This window comes from Rhizobium sp. NLR16a (assembly GCF_017948245.1).
Classification (GTDB): Bacteria; Pseudomonadota; Alphaproteobacteria; order Rhizobiales; family Rhizobiaceae; genus Rhizobium.
Window position 1 is genome coordinate 488,906 of the sequence record NZ_CP072866.1, and the last position, 18,708, is coordinate 507,613.

An 18,708-nucleotide genomic window follows, 5' to 3' on the forward strand; every position below is an offset into this window, starting at 1 on the left:
AAGCACATCGAGAATCGCATTTCCACGAATCACAGTCAAGCGTCTTAGGCACCAAAGTGGTGGACTGTTTTCTTTTGCCTGAACGAAGGTGAAGGCAAATGGAGAGTGGATATGTGACGACGCCCTTTGGGCGGCGGCCGATGTCGCTCGGCATGCTGGCAAGCCAGCAACTGGCCGAGACGATCGAGCCGGGGATGAAACGCAGCAAGTGGAAACTGTTCAGGGCGATCTGCGAGGCGCGGCCGGCGCTTGGCGTGACCGATCGGGCGCTGACGGTGCTCGATGCGCTGCTGACCTTCTATCCCGATGACGAGATTTCCGAGGAGAAGGGCCTGATCGTCTTTCCCTCGAATGCGCAGCTTTCGCTTCGTGCCCGGGGTATGACGCCGGCGACGCTGCGGCGGCATCTTGCCGTGCTGGTCGAGGCCGGCCTGATCCTGCGCAAGGACAGCCCGAACGGAAAGCGTTATGCGCGCCGCGACAGGGAAGGGGAGATCGGTGAGGCCTTCGGCTTCAGCGTCGCGCCACTGCTGGCGCGCGCGGCAGAGATCGAAACCCTGGCCGCCGAGGTGGTTGCTGACCGAGAACTTATCCGGGTGACCAGGGAGCGCCTCACCGTATGCCGGCGCGATATTTCCAAGCTGATCGCAGCAGCGCTCGATGAGGCTGTGCCCGGCGACTGGGAGCAGATGTCGTTGACGTTTCGCGATCTCGTGTGCAGGATTCCGCGCGTGGCGGGTCGCGAGGAATTGGCTTCCTTGCTCGACGAGATGGGCCTGTTGCGCGATGAAGCCGTCAACTTGCTGGAAAGACATATAAAATCACAAAAAATAGACGCCAATGAGTCTCAAACTGAGCGCCACAAACAGAATTCAAACCCCTATTCCACATCTGAACTTGAACCAAGCTTCGAAACGAAGCAGGGCGCGAAGCTGACGACCGATATTAACCGGGTCGCCGGGCCGCAGGACGAGCAAAGATTGAGACATCCGGCATCGGCGGGAGCAATGAGCGGCAGGAGATCCGGCGCGGCTGAACCGGCGGCGGGACATACGCTGAAATCCTTCCCGCTTGGTCTGGTTCTTCAGGCCTGCCCGCAAATTCTCGATTATGGGCCGGGTGGAACGATCGGCAATTGGCGCGACCTGATGTCGGCTGCCGTCGTCGTCCGCTCGATGCTCGGCGTCAGCCCCTCGGCCTATGAAGAAGCCTGCGCCGGCATGGGGCCGGAAAACGCCGCGACGGTGATCGCCTGCATTCTGGAAAGGGGCGGACACATCAATTCGCCCGGCGGTTATCTCCGCGATCTCACCCGGAGGACCGAGAGAGGCGAATTTGCGATCGGCCCGATGCTGATGGCCCTGGTGCGGGCAAATGGTGGAGTGCGGCGCGATGCCGGCTGACGGACTTCGGCTGCTAGGCCGCGCGTGCATCGGAAGTTGGTCGGTCAACGCGGCGGCGCGGTACTTTCCCGCAGGATCAGCTCGACCGGCCACAATTCGTGGATCTCGTCCGCGGCGCGCCCGGCGATAAGCTGTAGCGTCAGCTCGGCGCAACGTGTGCCCGCGGCACGCATGGAGGATCGTGTGGTCGAGAGCGACGGGACCATATTTTCAGCCGTCAGATAGGGAAAGACGTCGTCATGGGCGATGACGGAAACATCCTGCCCCACCGTCATTCCAAGCGAACGGACGGCGCGGTAGACACCAAGCGCCGTCATCGTGGAACCGGCAACGATGGCGGTCGGGGCATTGGCGCTCTCCAGAAAAGAGCGGGCATGGCGAAAGCCGCTCTCGTCGGAGAATTTGTCGCAGACCATGAGGTTGGGATCTGCGGTGAGCCCACGCTCCTGATGGGCGATCCGAAAACCCTGTTCTCGATGAATCGAATAGGTCTTGCCCCGCAGCCCATTGATCATCGCAATGCGGCGGTGCCCGAGATCGAGCAGGTGTTCGGTCACTCTGCGCACGGCATTTTCATTGTCGATATCGAGCCACGCATGAACGTGATCGGTCTCCGAGCGGCCGTGGACCAGAAACGGCACGCCCAAGCTGTTCAGCATCTCGATCCGAGGGTCCCTGGGGCGGGGCGAATGAATGATCACGGCGTCCACCCGGCGGCTTTCGACCAGGCGCCGGTAGGCCTGTATCTCGTCCTCGTCATTATGCGCGGTAATCGGTGTGATGAGAATATCCGTATCGGTCGTTTCCAGGCGTTGCGCCATGCCTGACACGAATTCTGCGAAATGAATTTCTCCCGAACGCCCCATCATGACGCCGATCGCTCCGGCTCGCCCGGTCTTCAGGCGCACGGCATTGATATCGGGGCGATAGCCAAGCCGCATTGCTTCGCTTGCAACCCGGGCGCGCGTGGCTTCGCTCACCTCCGGATAGCCGCTGAGTGCACGGCTGACCGTTGTCGGAGAAAGCCCAAGCTGCTTTGCAAATTCGCGAAGTTTCATCGTTGTCTTCTTTGTCTGGGAAATCAATGGACGATGCGTTGATGATGCGCAACGGGCAAGTGCCGTTTCAGTTCATATTGAAACCGATTTCAATTGTTTGGCGTTGCTGTTTCGGCTGCAAATGCCGAATTTACGCCCTTTTCCGCGCAGTATGGCCATTATTATCATACAAATACAACCAGCAGAAGCTGGTTTTGGTGTCTTGACGTCATCAAAGCCTTCTGCAATGTTTCGTTTGCCAAATCGATTTCAATTTCTGGGAGGAGATTATGAAACAGTTTGCTCTGGCCTTGTCCGCGCTTGGCCTCGCTATCGCGGCCGGCCCCATCCACGCCGCAGAAATTTCGTTTGCCGCGAACACCACCGGGAAAAACGTCGAATTCCTGAACAAGCAGCTTGCGATTTTTGAGAAGGAGACCGGCAATCAGGTGAAGCTCGTCACCATGCCGTCATCGAGCAGCGAGCAGTTCTCGCAATATCGCTTGTGGCTTGCCGCAGGCAACAAGGATATCGACGTCTATCAGACCGATGTCATCTGGGCGCCGCAGCTTGCCGATCAGTTCATTGATCTGAAGGAGGCCACCAAAGACGTGGCCGGCCAGTTCTTCTCGTCGATCATCGCCTCGCAGACTGTGAACGGCCGGCTCGTGGCGCTGCCGTTATTTACCGATGCTCCGGCGCTGTTTTATCGAAAGGACCTGCTCGAGAAATATGACAAGCAGCCGCCGAAGACCTGGGACGAGATGGCCGCAACCGCCAAGGAGATTCAGGACAAGGAACGCCAAGCGGGCCAGAAGGACCTCTGGGGCTATGTCTTCCAGGGCAACTCCTACGAGGGCCTGACCTGCAACGCGCTGGAATGGGTGAAGTCGTCGGGGGGCGGCCAGATCGTTGAGCCGGACGGGACGATCTCGATCAACAACGACAAGGCGGCAGCAGCGCTCGAACGCGCCAAGGGGTGGATCGGCACGATCTCGCCGCCCGGCGTGCTCGCCTATCAGGAAGAAGAATCGCGCGGCGTCTGGCAGACCGGCAACGCCGTCTTCATGCGCAACTGGCCCTATGCTTATTCCCTCGGCAACGGAGCCGATAGTGCCGTCAAGGGCCAGTTCGACGTGATGACGCTGCCGGTTGCGGCCGCCGGCGACAAGCCATCCTCGACACTCGGCGGCTGGAACCTGGCGGTGTCGAAATATTCCGAAAAACAGGAAGCGGCCATCGCGCTCGTGAAATTCCTGGCGTCGAAGGATGTGCAAAAGGCTCGCGCCATCGAGCTGTCCAATCTGCCGACACTGAGCGACCTTTATGACGACAAGGATGTCGCCACCGCACAGCCCTTCATGCCGAACTGGAAACCCATTTTCCAGGATGCGGTGCCGCGTCCTTCGGCGACAGCCAAGGTAAAGTACAACGAAGTGTCCTCGAAGTTCTGGACGGCCGTGCACAACACGCTGTCCGGCAGCGGCTCGGCTGCCGAGAACCTCGAGCTCCTCGAAGCCGACCTGACGACCCTCAAGGGCGATGCCTGGTGAGTAGCGGGACCGGCGGCCGAGAGGTCGTCGGTCCAGTCTCCGCAGCGCTAAACGGGAAGGCGTTTCATGACTGAAATCGTAGCTCCACAAGCAGTCGAACAAAGGGTTTCCAACCTCAGAGCCTCTACGGAACTGCGATCCGAGCGCATTCGATCGGCCTGGGTGTTTCTGGCGCCGACGCTGTTGATCCTGGCAATCGTCGCCGGCTGGCCACTCTTCAGAACCATCTATTTCAGCTTTACCAATGCGTCACTCAACGACCTCGGCAATGCGCAATTCGTCGGCTTTACCAATTATCTGTCGTGGGTGACGTTGAAGAGCGGAAGGACCGTCTATCGTGGGCTGCTGGCCGATCCGGTCTGGTGGAATGCCGTCTGGAACACGGCCAAATTCACCCTCCTTTCCGTCGCGATCGAGACTATGCTCGGGCTGATCGTCGCACTGGTGCTGAACGCACAGTTCGTTGGGCGTGGAATCGTTCGGGCCGCAATCCTCATTCCGTGGGCGATCCCGACCATCGTTTCGGCCAAGATGTGGGCCTGGATGCTCAACGACCAGTTCGGCATTCTCAATGATGTTCTGCTCGGTTTCGGCCTGATCAGCGAGAAGATCGCCTGGACCGCCAATCCCGAAACGGCGATGATCGCCGTGTTGATCGTCGACGTCTGGAAGACGACACCGTTCATGGCGCTTCTGATCCTTGCCGGGCTGCAGATGGTGCCGGGAGACATCTATGAGGCCGCCAAGATCGACGGCGTCAATCCAGTCAAGGTTTTCTGGCGTCTGACGCTGCCGCTGATCCGGCCTGCCATCATGGTTGCCGTGATTTTTCGGATGCTGGATGCGATGCGCATCTTCGACCTGATCTATGTTCTGACGCCCAACAATGCGCAGACGAAGACGATGTCGGTCATGGCGCGCGAGAACCTGTTCGACTTCGATAAGTTCGCCTATGGCGCCACCGCCTCGACGGTGCTCTTCCTCATCATCGCGTCCGTCACCGTCTTCTATATCTGGCTCGGCCGCGTCAAGCTCGGCGGGGAGGAACGCTGATGCTGCTTTCGATCACCAAGAACACACTCTTCTACCTGCTCGTGACGATCATCGTCATCATTGCGGTTTTCCCGTTCTACTATGCGATCCTCACCAGCCTGAAGACCGGCACGGCCCTTTTCCAAGTTGATTATTGGCCGACCTCGATCTCCTTCGGCAACTATGCTTCCGTGATGGGCCAAGGTAGCTTCGTCCGCAGTCTTGCAAATTCCGCGATGATCGCCTGCGTCGTGGTGTCAGCATCGCTGTTGCTTTCGATCACCGCTTCGTTCGCTTTGGCCCGGGTGAATTTTCGCGGACGGGCACTGTTGATGCTGACTATCCTTTCGGTGTCGATGTTTCCGCAGATTGCTGTTCTTGCCGGCCTCTTCGAACTCATCCGATGGATCGGCATTTTCAACACGCCCTTCGCGCTGATCTTTTCTTACGTGATCTTCACGCTGCCCTTCACCGTCTGGGTGCTGACGACCTTCATGCGGGAATTGCCGATCGAGATCGAGGAGGCGGCGATCGTCGACGGCGCCTCGCCATGGGTCATCGTCACCCAGGTGTTCATGCCGCTGATGTGGCCGGCGCTGGTGACGACCGGTCTGCTCGCTTTCATCGCCGCCTGGAACGAGTTTCTTTTCGCGCTGACGTTCACATCCTCGGATACGCAGCGGACCGTGCCGGTCGCCATCGCTCTGCTGTCGGGCAACAGCGAATTCGAAATTCCCTGGGGCAACATCATGGCGGCTTCGGTGATCGTCACCGTGCCGGTTGTCGTGCTTGTTTTGATATTCCAGCGCCGGATCATTTCGGGGCTGACCGCCGGCGGCGTCAAGGGTTGAGGGAGTAGGACATGGCAGAAATCCGATTGGAAAATATCCGCAAGAGCTTCGGCGCTTTCGAGGTGATCAAGGGTGTGACGATGGAGATCCGCAGGGGCGAGTTCATGGTGTTCGTGGGGCCGTCTGGATGTGGCAAGTCCACGCTGCTGCGGCTCATCTCCGGGCTCGAGGACATCACCTCGGGAACCCTCGCTTTCGACGGTGAGACGGTAAACCGGCACGCGCCGTCGAAGAGAGGGATCGCCATGGTGTTCCAGTCCTACGCGCTCTACCCGCATATGACGGTCTTCGACAACATGGCTTTCGGCATGAAGCTTTCCGGGAGCAACAGAGACGAATGCCGCCGGCGCGTTGAGCAGGCGGCCGGTATGCTGCAGCTCTCGTCCTTCCTGGACCGCTTGCCGCGACAGCTTTCCGGCGGACAGCGTCAGCGCGTCGCCATCGGCCGGGCGATCGTGCGCGATCCCAAGGTTTTCCTCTTCGACGAGCCGCTGTCCAACCTCGATGCGGCGCTTCGCGTCGCGACGAGGCTCGAGATCGCCAAGCTTCATCGCAGCATGCACGGCACGACGATGATCTATGTAACGCATGATCAGGTCGAGGCCATGACGCTGGCCGATCGGATCTGCGTGTTGAGGGACGGCGTCGTCGAGCAGATCGGCACGCCGCTGGAACTTTACGAAAGCCCGAATTCGGTCTTCGTCGCCGGTTTCATCGGTTCGCCGAAAATGAACTTCCTGTCGGGCGGGCAGGCGCAGCCCTATCACAGCCATACGATCGGTGTGCGCGCAGAGCATGTGCGCGTCACGGCGGAGTCGCCGGTTTGGAGTGGCACGGTCATCCATTCCGAAATCCTCGGTTCCGATAGCTTCGTTTACTTGGATATCGGGGCCGATGAACCGCTTGTCGTGCGGGAGGCCGGCGTCTCTCGACATGAGCCGGGCCAAACGCTTGGCCTCGCGCCACTTGCCGGTCACATCCACCGTTTCGACCGGTCGGGCCGGGCGCTCGAACGTGAATCCATGCGGGCTGCCTGATCTTTCAGGCTCGATGTCCTTCCCAGGCTCGATCCGCTTCAGCTACAAGGAGAAAGACGTGACTATACGCACCGTTGTGTGGGGTGAAAACATCCACGAGAATACCAATGCGATCGTCCGGGGCATCTACCCTGAAGGCATGCATACGACGATCGCCAATGCGCTGAATACCGATGCCGGCATCTCGGCGAGCACGGCGACGCTGCAGGAGCCGGAACACGGGCTGAGCGAGGCCCGGCTTGCCGAAACCGATGTCTTGACCTGGTGGGGCCACAAGGATCACGGTGCGGTGTCAGACGTCGTCGTCGAACGTGTCGCCAGGCGCGTCTGGGAGGGCATGGGCCTTCTCGTGCTGCATTCCGGCCATTTCTCCAAGATCTTCAAGCGGCTGATGGGTACCCCCTGCGCGCTGAAATGGCGCGAGGCGGGCGAGCGCGAGCGGCTGTGGACGATCAACCCGCGCCATCCGATCGCCGCCGGCATCGGCGAGCATTTCGAGCTCGAGAACGAGGAAATGTATGGCGAGCAATTCTCGGTGCCGGAGCCGCTTGAAACGGTGTTCATCTCCTGGTTCCAGGGCGGGGAAGTGTTCCGCTCGGGCCTGACCTGGCGCCGCGGCGCCGGCAACATCTTCTATTTCCGCCCGGGCCACGAGACCTATCCGACCTATCACGACGCCACGGTGCAGAAGGTGCTGATCAACGGCGTCAAGTGGGCCTACAACCCTGAAGGCGCGTTGACTGGCATTACCGACGCTCCAAATGTGCCCGTGGAAAAGGCATTGGAGCCGATCGTCGAACGCGGCCCGAAACTGCACCAAGCCGGCGAAGCCGGTTACCGCTGAATTTGATAAACGACTATGAGGACACAAATGCGCTTGATCATTCTCGGAACGGGAGGATGGGCAAACACCCATGCCATGAATTTCTCGGAAATCGCCGGCGTCAAGATTGTTGCTGCCGTTGATACCGACGAGGTCCGACTTCGGGCCTTCGCGCTCAGGCATGGCATCCCGCTTACCTTCACATCGCTCGATGACGCCCTTGCGTGGGGGGAGTTTGACGCCGTGACCAATGTGACGCCGGATCGCGCGCATTATTCCACGACAATGAAGATACTCGGCGCCGGCAAACATGTGCTCTGCGAGAAGCCCCTGGCCGTCAACTACCGCGAGGCCAAGGAGATGGCCGACGCCGCGGCGGCGTCCGGCAAGGTCGCGATGGTAAACCTTACCTATCGTAACGTGGCGCCGCTGCAGGCGGCGCGAAAGATGGTACTGGATGGCCGCCTCGGCGCGATCCGCCACTTCGAAGCCTCGTATCTGCAGAGCTGGTTGGTCTCCAAGGCCTGGGGCGACTGGACCAAAGAATCCCAATGGCTTTGGCGGCTCTCGACAAAGCACGGCTCCAATGGCGTGCTGGGCGATGTCGGTATCCACATTCTCGACTTCGCGGTTTTTGCCGCCGGAAGCGACGTCAAGGCGGCGGCGTCGCATCTCAAGGTTTTCGACAAGAGTCCTGGGAACCGGATCGGAGAATACGAACTCGATGCAAATGACAGCTTCCTGATGATGGCCGAACTCGAAAACGGGGCGGCCGGTGTCATTCATGCGACGCGCTGGGCGACAGGCCATCTGAACGAATTGCGCCTGCGCTTGCATGGAGACAAGGGGGCGCTGGAGGTGGTGCATACGCCTGAAGGCTCCACCCTCAGGGCCTGTGAAGGCGCCGATGCCGACAAGGCGATCTGGCGCAAGATCGAGGTCGAGCCGGTCATCACCAATTTCCAGAGATTTGCGAACGCCGTGCAAAAAGGGGAGAGGGATGAGCCGGGTTTCGGCCATGCCGCCAAGCTGCAATTTGTTCTTGATCACGCAGTCAAGACGGCCGGCGCCCTGACGGAGCTTTAGGCAGGCTCTTCGGAGGGCGGTCGAACTCGTCAAATGCGCTGGTTCAGCTCGTCTTCGCTGATGCCGAAATGCTCGAGGATGATCCCGACGTTCCGGCGGTGCGACTTGAAATAGACGTCAAAGAGATCGCCGATCAGCGGAACCGTGCCGCAGGCGGCGTCGACGCCGAGATTGACCGCCATGCGGGCGAGCTTATGCGCGGGAAGGCCGAGGCGCCTTGCTTCGTCGATGATGAAAAGACCGATAAGCGACCCGGCAACGTCACCGACGGCCGGGATGAGGCCGAGAACCGAGTCTGCACCGATCCGTACGCCCAAAGGCAACCTGACTGCGGTGTCCATGAGCCGAGCGATCGCGGCGGCGCGGCGAATTCTGCCGAGTTCGGCGGCGGTGGGATATCTCATGGCCTGGGAAACTGGCATCAGCGACTCCGCCGAGCGACGGATCGCTGCGCCTCCATCACGAAGGCAGGGACGCCGTCCATCGTCCGAAGCTGCGTGTACCCGGTGCGATCGAAAGCGTTTTCCATGGCGGTGGAACGCCGCAGACCCGATAAGGTTCGTGCGGTGCGACGGAGATCATCTCGCGTCGGGAACGACGACCAGTTTGCCTACAAAGTTTTTCGCCATGAATTCGGTCTGCGCCCGGTGGAAGTCCGACAGCGGATAGACGCCGCCGACGAGGGGCCGGATTTTGCGGCCTTCGATATAGTCGACGAGCCTGCGGAAATCGGCGCGACTCCCCTGGCTCGATCCGTGCAGCTCGAGCTGCTTCAGATATATCGTCCGCAGATCGAGCTGCACGACCGGGCCGGCGATGGCGCCGGCCGTCGTGTAGCGGCCTTCCGGACGCAGGATCTTCAAGAGATCGTTGAACAGCGGTCCGCCGACCAGATCTGCGACGACGTCGATCGGCTGGCCACCACTTGCGGAATGGACGGCCTCGACAAGATCGCCCTTGCTGCGGGTCACTACCGCTTCGGCGCCGATGTCGATCATCGCCGCCTCCTTGCCGGGGCCTGCGACCGCGATCGGGATGGCGCCGCGGGCGCGGGCGAGCTGGATGATCGCTGAACCGACGCCGCCCGAAGCGCCGGTGACGAGAACGCGCTCGCCGGCGACAAGCCTTGCCCGTTCCAGCATACGTTCGCCGGTCAGATAGGCGCAGCAGAAGGTAGCAAGCTCGACATCGGTCAGATCGGTCGCGACGACATGGGCGTTCTCGGCCGGAAGCGCCATATATTCGGCGTAGCCGCCATCCCGCCCGTGGCCCATGTAATCGATGTCGGCAAGACTGTCGTCATCGCGATTATAGATCGAGAAGTCGACCATGACGCGTTCGCCGATGCGTCTCGGATCAACGCCCGCGCCGACGCCGACGATATGGCCGACGGTATCGGTGCCCTGGATGCGTGGAAATGTCAGAGTATTGCCCTGCCTGCGCCAGGTGGAGACGGCGGAGGGATCATCTTCTGTGCCGTAGGCGCCTTGGCGCACCCAGACGTCGGTATTGTTCATGCCGCAGGCAGTGACTCGGATCAACACCTCACCCTCCGCCGGTGTTGGGACAGGAACGTCCCTGTCGTAGACGAGCTTTTCCAAGCCACCATGGCCGGTGAGCAACACCGCCGCCATCTTTTCCGGGATCGTCATGCGGCTCTTCTCCTCAGATGGTTTTGAAAACACTCTCGATCGCGTCCGCAGCCGCCTTGACGACGACGTCTGCTTCTTCCCGGCTGAGGCAGAGCGGTGGAGCGAAGCCGAGAATGTCGCCCTGCGGCATGGCGCGGCCGATGACGCCGCGTTCGAGAAGGGCGGATGCGACCTGCGGACCGATCTTGCGGGCGGGATCGAAGAACCGGCGATCGTCCCTATCCTCGACGAATTCGATTGCCGCCATCAGACCGTCGCCGCGGACCTCGCCGACATTCCGATGGCTGCCAACCGCCTCCTGCAATTGCGACCGGAAATAGCTGCCGGTCGTGCCGGCATTATCGACGATGCCGAGTTCGTCGATCAATTCCAGATTGGCGATGCCTGCGGCAGCGCAGATCGGATGGGCGGAATAGGTCCAGCCATGGCCGATTGCGCCGAGCTGATCGGAGCCCTGCACCAGCACCTGCCAAATCTTGGTCGAAACGATCGAGCCGGAAAGCGGAGCATAGGCCGAGGTAAGGCCCTTGGCGATGGTGATCAGGTCCGGCTTCATGCCATAGTGATCCGAGCCGAACATGGTGCCGAGACGGCCGAAGCCGGTGACGACTTCGTCGGCAACAAGCAGGATGTCGTATTTGTCGAGCACGGCCTGGATCTTCTGCCAGTAGCCCCGCGGCGGCGGCACGATGCCGCCGGTGCCGAGGATCGGTTCGCCGATGAACGCGGCGACGGTATCGGGGCCTTCGGCGAGGATCATCTCCTCCAGTCTGTCGGCGCAATATTGCGAGAACTGGTCCTCGTCCATCGAACGGTCGGGGCGGCGGAAATAATAGGGCGCCTCGGTGTGAAGGATGGGCGTACGCGGCAGGTCGAAGGCATTGTGGAAAAGCGCAAGACCGGTGAGGCTACCGGTCATGACGCCGGAGCCGTGATAGCCGCGCCAGCGCGAGATGATCTTCTTCTTTTCCGGCCGGCCGAGAATGTTGTTGTAATACCAGATCAGCTTGATGTTGGTCTCGTTGGCATCCGAGCCGGAAAGGCCGAAATAGACGCGGCTCATGCCCGCGGGCGCGCGGTCGATAATCATTTTCGCAAGCGTAATCGACGCTTCCGTACCATGGCCGACATAGGCGTGGTAGTAGGCGAGGGTCTTCGCCTGTTCGGCGATGGCGTCGGCGATCTCCTGGCGGCCGTAGCCGACATTGACGCAATAAAGCCCGGCAAAGGCATCGAGGCTTTTGCGGCCGCTGGTGTCGGTGATGTAGACACCTTCGCCCCCGGTGACGACCCGCGTCGGCGTCTCGCCGCGCGCATGCATGCCCATATGGGTCGAGGGATGAAAGAAGTGGTCGCGGTCCCAGGCGGTGAGTTCGTTGCTTTTCTCGAGCATATCCTATCCTCTCTTGAAATGGGCGCTCAGGCGGCGGTGTCGATGCAGAGATACTTGAGCTCGGTGAAAGCCTCGAGCCCGTGGCGGGAGCCTTCCCGGCCGAGGCCGGACTGCTTCCACCCGCCGAAGGGGACGGGGCCGCCGGTGATCTTCACGCGATTGATCGCCACCATGCCGTATTCCAGCGCGCGGCCGAGGCGCATCTGGCGGGCGCCATTCTCGGTGACGACATAGGCGACCAGGCCATATTCGGTGTCGTTGGCACGGGCGACGACCTCTTCCTCCGTATCGAAAATGGCAAGTGCTGCCACAGGCCCGAAAGTCTCCTCGCGCATGATCAGCGCATCCGCCGGCACATCCGTCAAAAGCGTCGGCTGATAAAAGAGTGGGCCGGCTCTATGGCGGCTGCCGCCTGCAACGAGCCGCGCGCCACGCGCCAAGGCGTCGGCAACCTGGTCCTCGACCTTGACGACAGCGCGTTCATGCATCAGCGGCCCGATTTCGCTTTCAGCTTCGATGCCTGCGCCGACCTTCAGCGCGCCGATGCGCGCGGTAAAAGCCGTGGCGAAGACATCGGCGATGCGCCGCTGGACAAAAATGCGATTGGCGGCAAGGCAATCCTGGCCTGACGTGGCAAACTTGGCACCGACGGCGATCTCGACGGCTTTCGCGACATCGGCATCGTCGAAGACAATCAGCGGCGCGTGCCCGCCGAGTTCCATTACCAGCCGCTTCATGGTCGGCGCGCACTGGCCGGCGATCAGGCGTCCAACTTCGGTCGAACCCGTGAAGCTCATGGCGCGCAGGCGGCTATCGCTGCACATCCGTCCGACGATCGTTGCAGCATGGCCGGTGACCACGTTAAAGACGCCGGCGGGAATACCGGCCCGTTCGCCGAGTTCGGCAAGCGCCAGGGCAGAAAGCGGCGTTTCCGAGGAGGGGTGGGCGACGACCGTGCAGCCGGCGGCAAGTGCTGCGGCCGCCTTACGGGTGAGCATGGCGGAAGGGAAATTCCAAGGCGTGACGATGCCGACGACCCCAAGCGCCTCGCGCCGGACAATCATTTCCGCTCCGGCTAGATGGCTGGTGACGCTTTCGGCGTTCAGCCGCTTGCCTTCTTCGGCATACCACTCGATGAAGGAGGCGGCGTAGTCGATCTCACCGCGCGCTTCGGCAAGCGGCTTGCCCTGTTCGAGCGTCATGATCAGCGCCAGATCTTCCCTGGCGGCGAGCATCAACGCGTGCCATTTCTGCAGGATCGCCGCGCGGTGCTGCGGCAGCATCGCGCGCCAAGCGGCAAAGGCCTGCGACGCCGCATCGATCGCCATCGCCGTCTCCTCAGCATCGAGGCTCGCAACCCATGCCAGCGTTGCCGAAGAGGCCGGATCCGCAACAGCGAAGCTTTTGCCTGTGGCCCCTGCGATCCACCGGCCGCCGACATAGGCGAGATCGCGCAGGAGATGACGGTCGGCAAGCCGTGACAGCGCATCATGAAAGTCGGGGCGGGCAAACACGGCGGTCATGTCCAATCTCCTCGTTGCGGTTGACGCAAGTCTTCCACAAGAGCCGACGAGAGATTGTCCTTTACCGAAGGCGGAAAGAGACAGACGGTCTAAAGGACGGCCGCCTGCTAGAGAGATTGTCTAGGAGGCGCTCTGTTCTTCCCCGGAGACGGCGAAGGAAGAGACCGGAAGGACTGTATCCTCCTTCACCGTCTTGGTGACGATGTAGGTGAAGTAGCGGTCGATGCCGAGTTGGCGGTCGAGAAGGCCGTCGACCAGCCGCTGATAGGCGTCGATATCGGCCGCCATGATTTTCAGGATATAGTCGACGCCGCCGCCGACCGACCAGCAGGCGACGATCTCGGGAGTTGCGGCAACGGCGCGCTCGAAGCGCTCGAAATCGGCCTGGCGATGATTGGCGAGCGTCACTTCCATCATCACGCTGGCCACCGGCGCAATGCGCCGCGGGGCGATCCGGGCGTGGTAGCCGGTAATGATCCCCGCCTTTTCGAGCTTGCGCAGCCGCATCCAGCACGGCGTCGGCGACAGCCCTGCCTTTTCGGCCAGCGCCAGCTTGGTAATGCGGCCGTCGTGCTGGACGGCGTCGAGGATGCGCAAGTCGATGGCGTCGAGCTTCATGGCGCTTTCTTTAGAAAGAAATCATTTCAAACGCGGTGAAAAGACAATGGAAGCGCATTTTGGCATTGTCAATTGAACTGATTTTCAGCAGTGTTAAAATCATGACAAATTGGCGTCCCGATCCCTCGCAACTCCGCCGCCCTGCCTATCTCTCGCTCGCCGAGCAGATCGCCAATGCGATCACCGACGGCAAGCTCTCCGACGGCACGCAATTGCCGCCGCATCGCAAGCTGGCGGATGATCTGCATCTTTCCGTGCAGACGGTGAGCCGCGCTTATGACGAGCTGAGCCGCCGCGGACTGATATCGGGCGAGATCGGACGCGGCAGCTTCGTGCAGACGCGGCCGCCCGAGCCGGAGCCGCCTTACCTGCCGGAACGGCTGGGGGAGGTGATCGATCTTTCGATCCTGAAACCGGTCTGCGAGCAGATCCATCTGGAAAGGCTACGCCAGGCCTTCGGCTGGCTCTCCGAGAATCTGCCTTCCAGCTCGGCCCTGTCGTTCCGGCCGAATATGGTTTTTCCCCGCCATCGTGCCGTTGCTGCCGAATGGCTGGAGCGCTGCGGGCTCGACGTATCGCCGCTGAACATCAGCGTGACGAATGGCGCGACTTCGGGCATGACGGTGGCGCTGATGAGCGTCGCCCCGCCCGGTTCGACCGTTGCCACCGAGACGATCAGCCATCATACGCTGGTGCCGCTCTCCAGCTATCTCGGCCTGCATCTCGAGGGGCTGGCGATCGACGAGGAGGGGATGATACCCGAAGCGCTTGATGAAGCCTGCCGGACGGGGCCGGTCCGGGCGATCTTCCTGCAGCCGTCGGTGATCAATCCGATGGCGGCGCTGATGAGCGCCAAGCGCCGGCAAGCTCTGGCAGCCGTTGCCGCCAAACACGACATAGCAATCATCGAAAATGACATTCTCGGCCCGATGGTCGAGGACCGCGCGCCACCGATGGCCGCCTTCGCGCCGGAACGCACGCTCTACGTCACGAGCTTCACGAAGATCACCGTTCCCGGCCTCAGGATCGGTTATCTCGTTGCCCCTGACCGCTATGTCGCCGCCGTTGCCAACCGGCATCTGGTCTCCAGTTGGATGGCGACACCGGCGATGGCCGAAATCGCCACCCGCTGGGTCAGCGACGGAACGGCGATGGAACTCGTCAACTGGCAGCGCCGCGCCCTTGTCGGGCGCCATGCGATCGCCGCGGATATGCTGGCCGGCCTGTTCTATCGAACGCATCCGCAAAGCCTGCATGTATGGCTGCCGCTTTCCGGCAACCATACGGAAGATGGTTTCGTGTCGCAGGCAAGGCTGCGGGGCGTGGCGATCGCGCCGGGCAAATCCTTCCGCACCGCCGATCACGGCTGGACGCCGGCGGTGCGCATCTCGCTCGGCTCGACGACGGAAGGCGAGCTGCGGACGGGACTGGGGATCGTTGCCTCACTGGCGCAGGGAAATCCCGAAGAGCTGCTGCTCGCAATTTGAGGCCGGCGCCTCATTTGCCGGCAGACGCAGAATAATTGTCATGATATTATTTTACGAATTGACATGATTTTCGAGCGCCGTCATCGTTAGGCCATTGCTTGTCTCAACAGGGAGAGACATGAATGCCTGCGCCCATCATCCGCATCGACAACATCGTCAAGAGATACGGCCCGCTGACCGTGCTCGACGGCCTGTCGATGAATGTCATGCCGGGCGAGAAACTGGCGCTGATCGGGCCGTCCGGCTCCGGCAAGACGACGATCCTGCGCATCCTGATGACGCTCGAAACGATCAGCGGCGGCCATATCGAGGTCGATGGCGAGCAGCTCTATCACATGCCGAATGGCAACGGGCTGGTGGCGGCCGATGAACGGCATCTGCATCGCATGCGCGAGAAGATCGGCATGGTCTTTCAGCACTTCAATCTATTCCCGCACAAATGCGTGCTCGACAATGTGACGCTGGCGCCGATGCTGACCAAGGGCATCAAGCGGCCCCAAGCCGAAAAGCGGGCAATGGAGCTTCTCGACATGGTCGGTCTCGCCGATAAGGCTAGAAGCGTGCCGGCGCAGCTTTCCGGCGGGCAGAAGCAGCGCGTCGCCATCGCCCGGGCGCTGGCGCTGTCACCGAAGATCATGCTGTTCGACGAGGTGACCTCGGCGCTCGACCCGGAGCTGGTCGAGGAGGTGCTGAACGTCATGCGCCGTCTCGCCTCCGAGACCGACATGACGATGCTGCTCGTCACCCACGAGATGGGCTTTGCCCACGACTTTGCCGACCGCGTGCTGTTCTTCGATCGCGGCAGGATCGTTGAGGAAGGCAAACCCGGCGACATTTTTCGCAATCCGACGCAGGAGAGGACGCAGATCTTCTTGCGCAAGATCATCGCGGCAGGGCACCGCGTCTGAGATCCGACATTGCCCGCAAAAACAAAGCGCAAGGAAAGCCAGAGGAGTTGGGAACGATGAAAGCAGGATATATTTTGAACGCCATCGGCCTGTCGGCGCTGCTGATGACAGCAGCCGGCCAGGCTTGCGCCGGCGATGACAAGCTCGAACAGCTGAAGGAGCAGGGCTTTGCCCGTATCGCCATCGCCAACGAGCCGCCGTTCACGGCGGTCGGCGCCGACGGCAAGGTCTCGGGTGCCGCGCCCGATGTGGCGCGGGTGATCTTCGAAAAGCTCGGCGTCAAGGAAGTCGTTGCCTCGATCTCCGAGTACGGCGCGATGATTCCCGGCCTGCAGGCCGGCCGACACGACGCAATTACGGCGGGCCTCTTCATGAAGCCGGAACGTTGCAATGCCGTCGCCTATTCCGAACCGATCCTCTGCGACGCTGAGGCCTTTGCTCTCAAGAAGGGCAACCCGCTGAAGCTGACGAGCTACAAGGATATCGCCGATAACCCGAACGCCAAGATCGGCGCGCCGGGCGGCGGCACGGAAGAGAAGCTGGCGCTGGAAGCCGGCGTGCCGCGTGACCGCGTGATCGTGGTTCCGGACGGGCAGAGCGGCATTAAGATGCTGCAGGACGGCCGCATCGACGTCTATTCGCTGCCGGTCCTGTCGATCCACGATCTGTTGACCAAAGCGAACGATCCGAACCTCGAAACCGTCGCCCCCGTCGTCAACGCGCCGGTCTATTGCGACGGCGCCGCCTTCCGCAAGCAGGACGTCGCGCTTCGCGATGCCTTCGACGTCGAGCTGAAGAAACTGAAGGAATCGGGCGAATTCGCCAAGATCATCGAACCCTACGGCTTCTCGGCCAAGGCGGCGATGTCGACGAGCCGCGAAAAGCTCTGCGCCGCAGCCAAGTGATCTGATGTAAGCAGCCGGCCATGCTCCCGCCATGGCCGATTGCCCTTCGCACCATCTCCAGAGAAGTGAGCTGCCGATGTCGGTGTGGTCCGGCTATCTGACACTGATCCTTCAAGGCGCCCTGGTGACGCTCGAGCTGACGATCATGGGCTCGGCGCTGGCGCTCGTCATGGCCTTCCTGGCCGGCCTCGGCCGCCTGTCGCGCTTCTTTGCCCTCCGGGCTCTGGCGACTGCCTATATCGAATTCTTTCGCGGCACCTCGATCTTCGTCCAGCTCTTCTGGGTCTATTTCGTCCTGCCCTTCGCGGGATTGACGTTGACGCCGCTGCAGGCGGGCGTGCTGGCGCTCGGTCTGAATGTCGGCGCCTATGGCGCGGAGGTGGTGCGCGGCGCCGTCAAGGCCGTCGGGCGCGAACAATCGGAAGCCTGCATCGCGCTCAATCTGTCGCGATACCAGCGCATGCGCCACGTCATACTGCCGCAGGCGTTGCCGCTGATGCTGCCGACCTTCTGCAACAATGCGATCGAGCTTTTGAAGGGCACTGCCGTCGTGTCGCTGATCTCGCTGACCGACATGACCTTTCAGGCGCAAGTGGTGCGGGCGCAGACCGGCAATACGCTGGTGCCTTTCGCAGCGATCCTCATCCTCTATTTCCTCATGGCCTCCGCCATCTCGGCGGCGATGCGCCTCTTGGAGCGACGGATGACACGCGGCCTCGATGGCATGAGGACCTGATCATATGGAATGGGATTGGGACTTCGTCTGGCAGATCATGCCGACCCTTCTCGAAGGGTTCAAGATCACCATTCTCGCGACTATCCTCGGCGCTGCTGTCGCCATGGTCGCAGGCCTCGCGCTTGCCATCGCGCGGCGGTCACCGGTCGCCGTCATTTCCAGAACGGTCGGCTTCGTCTCTGAATTCATCCGCGGTACGCCGCTGCTGGTGCAGCTCTACTTCATCTTCTACGTCCTGCCGGATATCGGCATCCGGCTGTCGCCGCTCACCGCCGGCGTCATCGGCATGGGCATTCATTATGCGACCTATACGGCCGAGGTCTATCGCGCCGGCATCGAGAACGTTTCGCGCGGACAATGGGAGGCGGCCAGGGCCACCAATCTGACGACGCGCCAAGCCTGGATCCACGTGATCTTGCCGCAGGCGATCCCGCCGATGATCCCGGCGCTCGCCAATTATTTCATCGCCATGTTCAAGGAAACGCCGCTGCTGTCGGCGATCACCGTGCTGGAATTGATGAACCAGGCCAAAAGCATCGCCAATAGCAACTATCGCTATATTGAACCCATGACGCTCGTCGGCGTCTTCTTCCTCGTCATCAGCTTGATTTCGGTTGTCGGATTGCGCTGGCTCGAGGAGCGCTATGCCAGGGTGGATGACTGA

Annotated in this window: 18 protein-coding genes; 12 read left to right on the forward strand and 6 right to left on the reverse strand. The window is 61.4% G+C overall.

Going from position 1 to position 18,708, the window contains the following annotated elements; genetic code table 11:
- Positions 1 to 98: 98 nt before the first annotated feature.
- The gene (gene repC / locus J7U39_RS22000; protein WP_210631899.1) at positions 99 to 1,403 is read left to right on the forward strand and encodes a plasmid replication protein RepC; all 1,305 of its coding nucleotides are present in this window, start codon (positions 99 to 101) and stop codon (positions 1,401 to 1,403) included.
- A 44-nt stretch (positions 1,404 to 1,447) separates the two neighbouring features.
- Here the strand turns inward: repC and J7U39_RS22005 are convergent, their stop codons facing one another.
- A complete protein-coding gene (locus J7U39_RS22005; protein ID WP_210631900.1) occupies positions 1,448 to 2,461 on the reverse strand; it encodes a substrate-binding domain-containing protein in 1,014 nt (337 codons plus the stop codon).
- 269 nt (positions 2,462 to 2,730) lie between these two features.
- Here J7U39_RS22005 and J7U39_RS22010 point away from each other — a divergent pair, with 269 nt between their 5' ends.
- The 6 genes from J7U39_RS22010 (at position 2,731) to J7U39_RS22035 (ending at position 8,822) form a co-directional block, all read left to right on the forward strand.
- Complete coding sequence (locus J7U39_RS22010) at positions 2,731 to 3,993, forward strand: ABC transporter substrate-binding protein (protein ID WP_210631901.1); 1,263 nt, start codon at positions 2,731 to 2,733, stop codon at positions 3,991 to 3,993.
- 66 nt (positions 3,994 to 4,059) lie between these two features.
- Entirely contained in the window at positions 4,060 to 5,046 is a 987-nt protein-coding gene (locus J7U39_RS22015) for a sugar ABC transporter permease (RefSeq protein ID WP_210631902.1), read from the forward strand.
- Complete coding sequence (locus tag J7U39_RS22020) at positions 5,046 to 5,876, forward strand: carbohydrate ABC transporter permease (RefSeq protein ID WP_210631903.1); 831 nt, start codon at positions 5,046 to 5,048, stop codon at positions 5,874 to 5,876. Before J7U39_RS22015 ends, J7U39_RS22020 begins: the two co-directional genes overlap by 1 nt.
- Positions 5,877 to 5,887: 11 nt before the next feature.
- On the forward strand, positions 5,888 to 6,913 hold the full coding sequence (locus J7U39_RS22025; RefSeq protein ID WP_210631904.1) for an ABC transporter ATP-binding protein: 1,026 nt from the start codon (positions 5,888 to 5,890) through the stop codon (positions 6,911 to 6,913).
- A 58-nt stretch (positions 6,914 to 6,971) separates the two neighbouring features.
- On the forward strand, positions 6,972 to 7,757 hold the full coding sequence (locus J7U39_RS22030) for a ThuA domain-containing protein (protein ID WP_210631905.1): 786 nt from the start codon (positions 6,972 to 6,974) through the stop codon (positions 7,755 to 7,757).
- A gap of 27 nt (positions 7,758 to 7,784) precedes the next feature.
- A complete protein-coding gene (locus J7U39_RS22035; protein ID WP_210631906.1) occupies positions 7,785 to 8,822 on the forward strand; it encodes a Gfo/Idh/MocA family oxidoreductase in 1,038 nt (345 codons plus the stop codon).
- Between the two features lie 29 nt (positions 8,823 to 8,851).
- On the opposite strand, the gene J7U39_RS22040 is transcribed toward J7U39_RS22035, so the two are convergent.
- The 5 genes from J7U39_RS22040 to J7U39_RS22060 form a co-directional block, all read right to left on the reverse strand.
- Positions 8,852 to 9,244, reverse strand: a complete 393-nt coding sequence (locus tag J7U39_RS22040) for a DUF4112 domain-containing protein (protein ID WP_210631907.1) — start codon at positions 9,242 to 9,244, stop codon at positions 8,852 to 8,854.
- A 156-nt stretch (positions 9,245 to 9,400) separates the two neighbouring features.
- Positions 9,401 to 10,474 (reverse strand): alcohol dehydrogenase family protein, encoded by a 1,074-nt coding sequence (locus J7U39_RS22045; protein ID WP_210631908.1) that lies wholly within the window; start codon positions 10,472 to 10,474, stop codon positions 9,401 to 9,403.
- A gap of 13 nt (positions 10,475 to 10,487) precedes the next feature.
- Positions 10,488 to 11,867 (reverse strand): aspartate aminotransferase family protein, encoded by a 1,380-nt coding sequence (locus tag J7U39_RS22050; protein ID WP_210631909.1) that lies wholly within the window; start codon positions 11,865 to 11,867, stop codon positions 10,488 to 10,490.
- 26 nt (positions 11,868 to 11,893) lie between these two features.
- On the reverse strand, positions 11,894 to 13,390 hold the full coding sequence (locus tag J7U39_RS22055; RefSeq protein ID WP_210631910.1) for an NAD-dependent succinate-semialdehyde dehydrogenase: 1,497 nt from the start codon (positions 13,388 to 13,390) through the stop codon (positions 11,894 to 11,896).
- Between the two features lie 120 nt (positions 13,391 to 13,510).
- The gene (locus J7U39_RS22060; RefSeq protein WP_210631911.1) at positions 13,511 to 14,008 is read right to left on the reverse strand and encodes an Lrp/AsnC family transcriptional regulator; all 498 of its coding nucleotides are present in this window, start codon (positions 14,006 to 14,008) and stop codon (positions 13,511 to 13,513) included.
- A 101-nt stretch (positions 14,009 to 14,109) separates the two neighbouring features.
- On the opposite strand from J7U39_RS22060, the gene J7U39_RS22065 reads away from it, so the two are divergent.
- The 5 genes from J7U39_RS22065 (at position 14,110) to ehuD (ending at position 18,708) form a co-directional block, all read left to right on the forward strand.
- Entirely contained in the window at positions 14,110 to 15,495 is a 1,386-nt protein-coding gene (locus J7U39_RS22065; protein WP_210631912.1) for a PLP-dependent aminotransferase family protein, read from the forward strand.
- A gap of 122 nt (positions 15,496 to 15,617) precedes the next feature.
- Positions 15,618 to 16,403, forward strand: a complete 786-nt coding sequence (gene ehuA / locus J7U39_RS22070) for an ectoine/hydroxyectoine ABC transporter ATP-binding protein EhuA (RefSeq protein ID WP_210631913.1) — start codon at positions 15,618 to 15,620, stop codon at positions 16,401 to 16,403.
- 56 nt (positions 16,404 to 16,459) lie between these two features.
- Positions 16,460 to 17,308, forward strand: coding sequence for an ectoine/hydroxyectoine ABC transporter substrate-binding protein EhuB (gene ehuB, locus J7U39_RS22075; protein WP_210631914.1), 849 nt, complete (start codon positions 16,460 to 16,462; stop codon positions 17,306 to 17,308).
- A 76-nt stretch (positions 17,309 to 17,384) separates the two neighbouring features.
- Positions 17,385 to 18,044: an ectoine/hydroxyectoine ABC transporter permease subunit EhuC gene (ehuC, locus tag J7U39_RS22080; RefSeq protein WP_207603351.1), complete on the forward strand. Its 660-nt coding sequence runs from the start codon at positions 17,385 to 17,387 to the stop codon at positions 18,042 to 18,044.
- A 4-nt stretch (positions 18,045 to 18,048) separates the two neighbouring features.
- Entirely contained in the window at positions 18,049 to 18,708 is a 660-nt protein-coding gene (ehuD, locus tag J7U39_RS22085; protein ID WP_210631915.1) for an ectoine/hydroxyectoine ABC transporter permease subunit EhuD, read from the forward strand.